7 protein-coding genes are annotated in these 10,261 nt (G+C 72.6%); 2 read left to right on the top strand and 5 right to left on the bottom strand.

The features are described from left to right. Positions 1-8: 8 nt before the first annotated feature. The 5 genes from ACFWI9_RS25995 to ACFWI9_RS25975 form a co-directional block, all read right to left on the bottom strand. On the bottom strand, positions 9-719 hold the full coding sequence (locus ACFWI9_RS25995) for a hypothetical protein (protein ID WP_387165460.1): 711 nt from the start codon (positions 717-719) through the stop codon (positions 9-11). An 86-nt stretch (positions 720-805) separates the two neighbouring features. Continuing rightward, positions 806-1,843, bottom strand: a complete 1,038-nt coding sequence (locus tag ACFWI9_RS25990; RefSeq protein WP_387165459.1) for a hypothetical protein — start codon at positions 1,841-1,843, stop codon at positions 806-808. A 95-nt stretch (positions 1,844-1,938) separates the two neighbouring features. Beyond that, positions 1,939-3,123 carry a VWA domain-containing protein gene (locus ACFWI9_RS25985; protein WP_387165458.1) on the bottom strand — a complete coding sequence of 395 codons (1,185 nt, stop codon included), beginning with the start codon at positions 3,121-3,123 and terminating at the stop codon, positions 1,939-1,941. Then, positions 3,120-5,495: a DUF5682 family protein gene (locus ACFWI9_RS25980; protein WP_387165457.1), complete on the bottom strand. Its 2,376-nt coding sequence runs from the start codon at positions 5,493-5,495 to the stop codon at positions 3,120-3,122. The genes ACFWI9_RS25985 and ACFWI9_RS25980 overlap by 4 nt, the downstream gene beginning before the upstream one ends. Next, positions 5,492-6,604, bottom strand: coding sequence for an AAA family ATPase (locus tag ACFWI9_RS25975; RefSeq protein ID WP_387165456.1), 1,113 nt, complete (start codon positions 6,602-6,604; stop codon positions 5,492-5,494). Before ACFWI9_RS25975 ends, ACFWI9_RS25980 begins: the two co-directional genes overlap by 4 nt. A gap of 203 nt (positions 6,605-6,807) precedes the next feature. Between ACFWI9_RS25975 and ACFWI9_RS25970 the strand changes: the two genes are divergently transcribed. Then, positions 6,808-8,181, top strand: coding sequence for an SWIM zinc finger family protein (locus ACFWI9_RS25970; RefSeq protein WP_387165455.1), 1,374 nt, complete (start codon positions 6,808-6,810; stop codon positions 8,179-8,181). Positions 8,182-8,400: 219 nt separating this feature from the next. After that, the gene (locus tag ACFWI9_RS25965; protein ID WP_387165454.1) at positions 8,401-10,050 is read left to right on the top strand and encodes a DUF5691 domain-containing protein; all 1,650 of its coding nucleotides are present in this window, start codon (positions 8,401-8,403) and stop codon (positions 10,048-10,050) included. The last annotated feature ends 211 nt before the right edge of the window (positions 10,051-10,261 follow it).

Genomic DNA, 10,261 nt, shown 5'->3' with positions numbered 1-10,261 from the left:
TGCCTCCGTCATGCGGGTGGAGCGGCTGCACACTGCCCGCCCCCGGGGGTGCCTGGTGCGGGATGCGGGCGAGCGCCGCGGCGCCCGGGGCGCAGGCCGCGGCCCGCGCGGCGGGGGCCGCCCCGCCCGGCGCCCCCGCCCCCCGCGAGGGGCCACCCGCCCCGGGGCGGGCCGGGGGTGAGACCAGCGGCATCGCCGACCGCCTGACCTGCGACCGGGGCGACACCGTCCAGGGCCCGCCCCGCTATCGGGGGCAGGACGTCCTGCGCAGTCTCGTCCACGACAGGGCCGGTGGCGCCGATCACGGAGTGGGCGTGCGCCGGGGCCTGCTCGAGCTCCGGGGCGAACGCGGACAGCGGACCGAACAGGTAGTCGATCTCAGTGTCGATTGCGGGCAGCTCGGCCGTGTCACCGGCCTGCTGACGGACCTGATCCTGCGCCAGGTCCGCAGCCGACGCGGCCGACACCACGGGCTTGGACGCGGCAGCGTCCCGTGCCGTACCGGTGGCCGCGGACACGGCCGGGGAGTGGTCGACGTCTGCGGCGTCCGCGATGTCCACGACGTCGGCGGTCTTGTCCTGGGCCACGTCAGTGGCCTGGTCCGGGGTGGAGAGGGACAGGGAGGGCAGCTCGTCCGCACTGGCCGCGGCCGTGCCGATGGCCCACATACCGGCGGCTCCGGCCGCGACAGCGATGGAACGGCGGATGTTCTTGTTCATATTCGGGTGATTCCTTCGGATTCCGAGGGTCGGGCAGACCTGCTCCGCCCCCGCGCGGCAGGTCTCAGGCGGGGGAACGGCCTGCCCTATCCGGGGAATTCGAGGATGTCGCGGTGGCGCTCACGCAGTCCGGCCTCGTCGGCCGGCTGCCGGGACCCGCGTATGAGGACGAACGTCGCACCCCGTGAGGACCACACGCCCTCCGGGTCACCCGCGCGGTGCGTGTGGCCGTCACCGACGGCCTGGAGTACGGCGCTTCCGCCTGGCCCGGCCGGTGCGCGGCCGGGTGCGAGCGGAAGTCTCCCGCCGTGCCCATGTGAGGCGTCGGCGAGGAACGTTCCCGGAGGGCCCGGCGGAACCATTCGCGGAGTCACGTCCGGAGACCGGGTCGCGGGCGTGGGTATCGCGGGTTTGGCCCCTGGACGGTCCACCGCGGACCCTACGGCAGCCAGTTTCTGCCCCGGTACGGACACAGGGACGGCCGTCGGGGCGGGTACGGGCACGGCCTGTCCGTCACCGGGCCAGCGCGCGGCCGGATCGGGCAGCGCCCGCCCGGCCACCGGCTGGCCTGCTGTCCGGGCGGTCGTGGCCACGGCACGCCCCAAAGGCTCGGCGACTGCCTCGTTGACCGGCTCGACCACTCGTACGGCAAAGGGCGCGACTGCCTGCTCCACAACGGGCACGACAGCCGCCGCTGCGGTCCGGCCGGTCAGCGAATCCCCGATATGTCCGGCCGTTGCCCGCGCCGGTTCCACCGGCGCCAGCGGCTCCGCTGACAGCTTCGGACTCCTCGGCGCCCCAGGGCTGATCGGCTGCCGCTGATCCGCCGGCGGCGCCTTCGACGTGCCATCGAGCACGGTGTGATCGAGCGCGGTGTGATCGAGCGCGGTGTCGTCGAGTCCGGCGCCATCGAGCCCGTCCATCGCTTCGTTCGCGACCGCGCGCTCCAGCACCCTTTCCGCACCGGGTCGTTCCGCCGCCTGCGCCTCGGCACCGAGGGCAAGCCCCAGCATCGTCAGCCCGGCGAGAAGCAGCAACACCCGCACAGCGCGCATCGCATGCCGCCGTGCCGCGTCGCGCTCAGGGAGCACGGCGGCTGCGGGCAGCACAGCAATGAACGACAAAACGGGTGAAGCCCTCTCCGGTAGCGGAGGATGACCCTCCGGTGGCAACGGGGACGATGCTCGCACGGGACCGCGGGGGTCGCGCAAGCCCCTTGTTACTGATGAGTCGCCATGTCCGGTATGGGAAGGGGCCGCTTCTCGATCGCGGCAGCCATGATTTCCGGGAAGAGGTCAGGAGTACAGGCGAAGGCCGGGGCGCCCAGGGCGGCCAGCGCCGCCGCGTGCTCACGGTCATACGCCGGAGCGCCTTCGTCGGAGAGTGCGAGCAGGGCGACGAACTGCACTCCGGACGCCTTCATCGCCGCCACCCGCTTCAGCATCTCGTCCCGTATGCCGCCTTCGTAGAGGTCGCTGATGAGCACGACGACGGTGTCCGCGGGGCGGGTGATCTGCGACTGGCAGTAGGCCAGCGCGCGGTTGATGTCGGTGCCGCCACCGAGCTGGGTGCCGAACAGCACATCGACCGGGTCGTCCAACTGGTCCGTCAGATCCACGACAGCCGTGTCGAAGACCACCAGCCTGGTCGCGATCGAACGCATCGACGCGAGCACGGCGCCGAACACCGATGCATACACCACCGACGCCGCCATGGAACCGGACTGGTCGATGCAGAGCACGACGTCCTTCTTCACGGACTGCGCCGCGCGGCCGTAACCGATGAGCCGGTCGGGGATGACCGTGCGGTGCTCCGGGAGGTAGTTCTTGAGGTTCGCCCGTATCGTGCGGTCCCAGTCGATGTCCCGGTGGCGCGGCCGGTTGACGCGGGCGCTGCGGTCCAGCGCCCCGGTGAGGGTCGCGCGGGTGCGGGTGGCCAGCCGCTTCTCCAGGTCGTCCACGACCTTGCGCACCACAGCCCGGGCGGTCTCCTTGGTCGTCTCGGGCATGGCCTTGTTCAGGGAGAGCAGCGTGCCGACCAGGTGTACGTCGGCCTCGACCGCCTCCAGCATCTCCGGTTCCAGCAAAAGGGTGCTGAGCCCGAGCCGGTCGATCGCGTCACGCTGCATGACCTGGACGACGGAGCTCGGGAAGTACGTACGGATGTCCCCGAGCCAGCGCGCCACGTTGGGGGCCGAGCCTTCAAGGCCGGCCGAACGCTTTCCGGTGCCGCGCTCCTGGCTGTTTCCCTTGCCGTAGAGGGCGCCCAGCGCCGCGTCCATGCCGACATCCGTACCGGCCAGGGTGCAGCCCGTACCGTCGGACGCGCCGCCGCCGAGCACCAGGCGCCAGCGCCTGAGGCGCTCGTCACCGCTCGCCGTCGCATCGGCCGCTGCCGTGGTCATACTCGGTCCCCCTCCAGGATCAGCCTCAGTACGGGCAGCACGGCGTCGGCCCGTGCCTCGTCGATTCCGGCGCCGAAGCCGGACGCACCGGACTCCCCGGCAGCCGAAGCCGTGCCCGGGGCCGCCGGGCCGCGGCGCACCAGTTCCCCGAGGGTGCGCCGGACACCGGGCTCGTACGCCGAGAACGTGCGCCGTAGCAGCGGCAGTACGTCCGTGAACGCGTCCGGTGGCACGGACATCAGCCAGGTGTCGACCAGTCCGAGCAGCCGCTCGTCATGGACCAGCAGCATTCCGCCACCCGCAGTGCCGCCGACGAAGCCCTCGATCCAGGCGGCGGCGTCGGCGGGCGGGGTGCCGGGCGAGAGCGCGAGGCCCATCAACCTGGCTGCCTCGTCCTCATCGAGGCGGCCGTCGTCCAGCAGCAGCCGGGCCGCGCGTCCTCGCAGCACCCCGGGCACGCTGTCTGGCACCGCGAGCTTGCGCAGTACCTCGGTCCAGCGCGCGCTCAGTTCCCCGCTGCCCGCCAGCAATCCGATCGCGCTGTGCACGCCGTCGAGATGGCCGCGCATCTCGGCGGCGCCGTCCGTGTCGAGCCCTGTGCAAGCAGGCGGCAGGCCGACGCATATCCGCTCGGCGAGGCCGTTCGCCACCTCCCCGAGCGCTGCAGTGTCGGTGGCCCGCACGTCTCCGTAGCGCAGGGAGCGGGCGAGCGCGGGGAGGGCCTGGGCGAGGTGGCCGACATCCGCGTCCAGCGCTGCCCGGTCGGCGAGTGCTCTCATCACCACAGGGAGGGCGTCGGGCAGTTCGGCCAGCAGACAGCGCTCGGCCAGGGTGGTCACATCGGCGAGCGCGGTCGCCGAAGCGGCGTCCGACTCGGCACGCGCGGTCGCCGCGCCGAGAACTGTGGTGCCCCAGATCCCCGCCTCGGCGACCTTGACGAACAGCTCAGGTTCCCATCGCAGCCGCCAGGTCTCCCGAAAGGTGCCGGTGGAGCCCCGGCCGGCCGCGGGGGCTCCCCAGTCGACGCCCAGCAGCCGCAACCGGTGCAGCAGCCTGCTGCGAGCGGCGTCGGTGTCCTTCCGCAGATCGAGCTCCAGCTCCCGCTCCAGCAGCTCCGGTTTCAGCCGCAGACTGCGCTGGAGCCGGGCCAGATCGCGTTGGAGCGGGACAGCCGGCGCGGACTCCGGAACCTCCCCCAGCACATCACCGATGACCAGCCGGTCCTGGACAAGCTCCAGCGGCACATCGGAGCCCTCGCACATCACGGCCCGTATGGCGTCGGTCGTCTCACTCAGTCCGGCGAGCGGACGGCCGCGCATCGCGGCCAGGGTCCCGGCGAGCCGTACGGCCTCGATGACATGCGCCGACGAGACGAACCGGTCCTCGTCCCTGAGCAGTCCGGCGACCTTGGTCATCCACCGTTCGACGGGACGGTCGGTCGCCCCGAACAGGTGCGCGTACCAGCCGGGCGAGTCGATTCCCGCGCCGTAGCCGGTGCGGCGGGCGAGCCTGCGGTGGGTCCAGGGGACCCAGGTGGTCTCCGTCCTGACCTTGGGCAGGCCCTTCAGCAGGGCGCGGTCCGCGGTGACCGTGGACTTCGCGGTGAGCGCGGGCACATGCCAGGCACCGCAGACGACGGCGACCTCATGACCGAACTCCCTGCGTGCCGCGTGCAGCTGGACCCGCATATAGGCCTCGCGCACCACGTCGCGGTCCCGCCCTCCGTGCCCGTACTCCTCACGCAGGGCGGCCATGGCCTCGCCGAGCACCGTGAACGGCGCGAGCGGGTCGGCCGGGGCGTCCCCGCCGCTCTCGCCGCGGTGCTCGACCACGTCCTCCCACCAGCGCTCCGGGTCGTCGTACCCGGCGGTTTCGGCGAGCACCGCGAGTGGATCGATCCGCAGTGCCGCCTCGTCAGCGCTGCCAGGATGCGCCTCGTCCTCGTCGTCCCCCCAGGTCGGGTCCGCCGCGGCGGCGAGCGAGTGGGCGGCGGGCAGATCGATGAAGCGGACCGGCACGTCGTGCCCTTGGGCCCAGCGGATGGCGACCCACTCCGGCGAGAAAGCGGCCATGGGCCAGAAGGCAGCGCGTCCCGGATCGTCCACGGCGTGCGCGAGCAGGGCGACGGGCGGGACCATGGCCTCGTCGGCGGCGAGCGGCAGCAGGGCGTCCCCCTCCGGCGGTCCTTCGATCAGCACCGCGCGCGGCATGGCGGCGTCGAGTGCCGCCCGCACGGCCCGCGCCGAGCCCGGGCCGTGGTGCCGCACCCCCAGCACCAAGGGCCCGCTCCCCGGCCACCGCTTCTCCCCTCCGGAAGCGATGGCCGTCGCGAGTCCGGTGCCGTGCCCTGCCGTGGTGACGGCTGTCGTCATGCGCTCACCTCGCGGCAGGCGCGGTAGAAGTCCTTCCAGCCGTCCCGTTCACGGACGACCGTCTCCAGATACTCCTGCCAGATGACACGGTCCGCGGCTGGGTCGCGGACCACGGCACCGAGGATGCCCGCCGCGACGTCCCCGGACCGCAGCACCCCGTCTCCGAAGTGGGAGGCGAGCGCGAGACCGTTGGTGACGACGGAGATCGCCTCGGCCGTGGAGAGGGTCCCCGAGGGGGACTTGAGCTTGGTGCGCCCGTCGGTGGTCATCCCGTCGCGCAGCTCACGGAACACCGTGACGACCCGGCGGATCTCGTCGACACCCTCGGGCACGGCGGGCAGATCGAGCGAGCGCCCTATCTGGTCGACGCGCCGGGAGACGATGTCGACCTCGTCGTCCGCGGTAGCGGGCAGCGGCAGCACCACCGTGTTGAACCGGCGGCGCAGCGCGCTCGAGAGATCATTGACCCCGCGGTCCCGGTCGTTGGCCGTGGCGATGAGGTTGAATCCGCGGACCGCCTGTACTTCCTGTCCCAGCTCGGGAATCGGCAGGGTCTTCTCCGACAGGATGGTGATGAGCGTGTCCTGGACATCCGCGGGGATGCGGGTGAGCTCCTCGACGCGTGCTGTCATGCCCTCGGACATGGCCCGCATCACCGGGCTGGGCACCAGGGCATCCCGGCTGGGGCCGTGGGCGAGCAACTGGGCGTAGTTCCACCCGTAGCGGATGGCCTCTTCCGGTGTACCCGCCGTGCCCTGCACCAGCAGTGTGGAATCTCCGCTGACGGCCGCGGCCAGATGCTCGGAGACCCAGGTCTTGGCCGTGCCGGGCACGCCGAGCAGCAGCAGTGCGCGGTCGGTGGCCAGGGTGGTGACGGCGACCTCGACAATCCGGCGCGGTCCCACGTACTTCGGTGTGATCACGGTCCCGTCGGGCAGGGTGCCACCGAGCAGATACGTGGCCACGGCCCATGGCGACAGCCGCCAGCGGGCCGGCCGCGGCCGGTCGTCGGCCGCGGCGAGGGCCTTGAGCTCGTCGGCGAAGGCGTCTTCGGCATGGGGCCGCAGGACCTTGGCATCTGCCTCGGCAGGGTTTTCGGGCATGGTCATGTATCCCCTCCAGATCGTTCGACCGGATGTGGGTCCACCGTGCACCACGCCACTGACAATCGGGCCGTTTCCGTGGACCACGGCCGAAGTCGTCGGCGAGGGAGAGGGGTTGCCGCGTACGCGGGGAGCGCCTCCCCGCCCTGCGGGATCGATGAATGCGCTGGTCAGGGGGATTGTCAGTGGGGAGTCGTAGCGTCGTTCCCATGAATCAGCAGGGGGTGCGCTGGACGGCGGAGCAGGTGCTGGCTCTGGCTCCTGACGTCGCGTCACGCAAGGCGGGAAGCAAACTCGGCACTGCCGGGCCGTGGTCGGGCACGGGCTGCGGTGCGTCCGGCGCCGTCTGGGGTCTGTGCAAGGGCAGCGGCAGCAGGCCGTATCAGACGATCGTCGACATCGCCGGCGCCACCGGCGCCACCGGTCCCGCTTACAAGTGCAGTTGTCCGAGCCGGAAGTTCCCGTGCAAGCACGCGCTGGGGCTGCTGCTGCTCTGGGCGGGCGACGAGGCGGCGGTCACGGACGGGGAGGTGCCCGACTGGGCCGACGAATGGCTCTCCGGACGGCGCAGACGTGCCGCCCAGAACGAGGAGCGGGGCGCGGACGGAGGACATTCCGCGAAGTCCGCCGACCCGGAAGCGGCGCGGCGGCGGGCCGATCGCCGGGCCGCGCGTATCACCGCCGGTGCTACGGAGTTGGAGCAACGGCTGGCGGACGTGCTGCGCGGCGGGCTGGCCGGGGCGGAGCAGGCCGGATACGGACTCTGGGAGGAGACCGCCGCCCGCATGGTCGATGCCCAGGCGCCCGGACTCGCGTCACGTGTCCGCGAGTTGGGGTCGGTGCCAGGATCCGGGCCGGGCTGGCCGGTGCGGTTGCTCGAGGAGTGCGCCCTGCTTCACCTCCTGGACCGGGCCTGGCTGGACCGCGCACGGCTCCCGGAACCACTGGCGGCGACCGTACGGACCAGGGTCGGACTGCCCTCACCTCCGGAAGGCCCCGCCGTCAGGGACGACTGGCTGGTGCTCGCGTCGTACGACACCTCCGACGGCAAGATCACCACTCGTCGCATATGGCTGCACGGCCGCAAGACCGGGCGCGCCGCGCTGCTCCTCTCCTATGGTGTGGCCGGACGGGCGCCCCAACTGGCCCTTCCGGTTGGCCTGATGATCGACGCCGCGTTGACCCCGCATACGGGCGCGGGGCAGCTGCGCGCCGATGTCGGGCAGCAGTTCGGGCAGCCGTCCCCGATCACGGCGCCACCTCCGGGAGTCACTGTGGCTGAGGGGCTCGCCGCCTACGGAGCGGCCCTGAGCGAGGACCCCTGGCTGGACTCCTGGCCATGCACGCTGTCCGGAGTAGTCCCGATACCCGGAGACGACCGCTGGCAACTGGCCGACGCCGACGGCCGCTCCGCGATACCCGTCACGACGCCCGTCCTTTCCCGCACCGCGTTGTGGAGACTCGCCGCCCTGTCCGGCGGGGGCCCTGTCACCGTCTTCGGCGAGCTGGGCCACCGGGGCTTCACGCCCCTCACCGCGTGGTCGGACGAAACCGCCGAGACGGTCTCCCTCACAGGCGAGTGAGCGGGTGCGGGGAAGAACCAGCCACCGTGGGTGCCACGGCGAAGGCAGCGGCACGGGGCCGACGTCGGGGGTGCAGCCCTACCTGGCCTGACCTGACCCGGGAGCTTCCCCGTCGAACGCCGGCAGGAAGACGGAGCCCGAAGAACCGACCACCCGCGATCTCGTCCGCGCAGCCGAACGGCCGGACGCCCGAACCGCATGACGCACCACGGAGGACCGATGACCGGCACCACCCGCGCCACGGACTGGGAAGAGCTCGTCTCATCGGCTCTTCTCGGCACCGATCGGCGGACCCCGCCCAGCGGCGTCCTCTCGCCTGGCAAGGAAGCAACCGTGGCTCTCCTGGACGCGGCCGCGATGCACACCGTGCGACGGCGGGCCGGACTCACTCCGGCCGCCGCGCGGCCGTTGCCGGAGCCCGCCCCGCAGGACACCCGGCCCCCACTGCCGGGGCCCGCCCGACGGCGGCTCGCTCAGCTGCTGGCCGGCCGCGCCGCGCCCTCGGGGTCCGGGGGCCGCCGCGGCACCGCACCTGATCTGACGGAATTGCTACCGCAGTGGCTGGCCGCCGCCAACGAGAAGGGGTACCGCGCGCCCGCTTCCGCCCTGCCGGCGCTGCTCGAAGCGGCGCGCGCCCGCACCGACCTGCGCCCCGCGGCGCTGCGCTTCGCCGGACCGCGGGGGCTGTGGCTCGCGGGGCTGAACAGCGACTGGAAGTTCGCCCTGCGCGGGGCCTGGGGGTCTGCCACCGCGGGCGGCCCCGGGGGAGGCGCCGCGCTGCCCGCTCCTGAGGACGTCATGGGTGTGCGGAAGCTGTGGGACGAAGGTCTCTTCGCCGAACGCGTGGCCGTCCTCACGTCCGTACGGGCCCACGACCCGGCAGCGGCTCTGGCCCTGCTGTCCGCAACCTGGTCGACCGAGCGTGCCGAGGACCGCCTTATGTTCCTCGACTCACTGCGCACGGGGCTGTCCGACTCGGACGAACCCTTCCTGGAGTCGGCGCTGTCCGACCGCAGTCGCAATGTACGGGCCACGGCGGCCGAACTGCTCTCATCCCTACCGCACTCGGCGCTCGCCGAGCGGATGGCCGAGCGGGTGGTCAGCTGCGTCGCCCGGGACAGATCCGGTGGCGCGACCGTCATCACGGTCGAGGCACCGCACGAATGCGATGCCGCGATGCAGCGGGACGGCGTCGTACCGGTGCCCCCGTCGGGTCGGGGCGAACGATCATGGTGGTTGGGGCAGTTGGTCGAGTCAGCTCCGCTGGCGATCTGGCCGCAGCGACTCGGAGGGCGCGCCCCCGAGGAGATCGTGGCCCTGCCCGTCGCCGACGGCTGGCGAGAGGAGCTGCACGCGGCCTGGTGCCGAGCGGCAGTACGCCAGCGGGATCCGGAGTGGTCCCGCGCGCTCCTCGGCGCACCCTCCGCACCACCGGCGAGCGGCCCCGGCACCTCGTCACTGGCGGAGCGGGCGAAGCTCCTGGCTGCCCTGTCCCAGCGGGAGCGGGCTGACTGGGTCGCGGCGTTCATATCCGCGCACGGGCTGTCGGAGGCGTTCCAGCTGCTCGGCGTCTGCACAGTGCCCTGGGCCGGGCCGCTGGGCCGCGCGGTGGTGGACGCGCTCGACATCGCCCGTGACGCCGGTAGCTACCCGTGGAGCTTCAGCGGGGTGATGGGCCTCGCCGAACGCTGCCTGGACCCCGGGGAGGCGACTCGCCTTGAGCTGCTGACCGCCACACCGGACGAGGCGGAAGGGGCGTCGCCAGGGGCGGGGGGCTACTGGTCAGAGGCCTTCCAGCGCCTGGTCTCCACCCTGCGGCTGCGGGCGGTGATGCACGCCGAGCTGGGCTCGGAAGGAGTAGTGGAGTAACCGGGGGCGCGGCGCCCGCAGGGTGAGCACCGGGGCGGACGCGCCCGGGCGGGCGCGAGAGGGCGACCGCCGGGAAGGGGGCGGCGGCAGTTCTGAGGCCGGACCGTTCACAGTTCACAGGCGGACAGCAGAGGAGCCGCCAGGTCCAAGCGCCAGACCGGTCGCCGTCGGACAGGCCGGTCGCCGCCCGTACCGCCCATGGGGGGCGGTA

The organism is Streptomyces sp. NPDC127084 (genome assembly GCF_042724175.1).
In the GTDB taxonomy this organism is placed as follows: Bacteria; Actinomycetota; Actinomycetes; order Streptomycetales; family Streptomycetaceae; genus Streptomyces.
The sequence above is the reverse complement of the archived record's forward strand: the minus strand, read 5'-3'. Positions and strand labels throughout refer to the sequence as shown.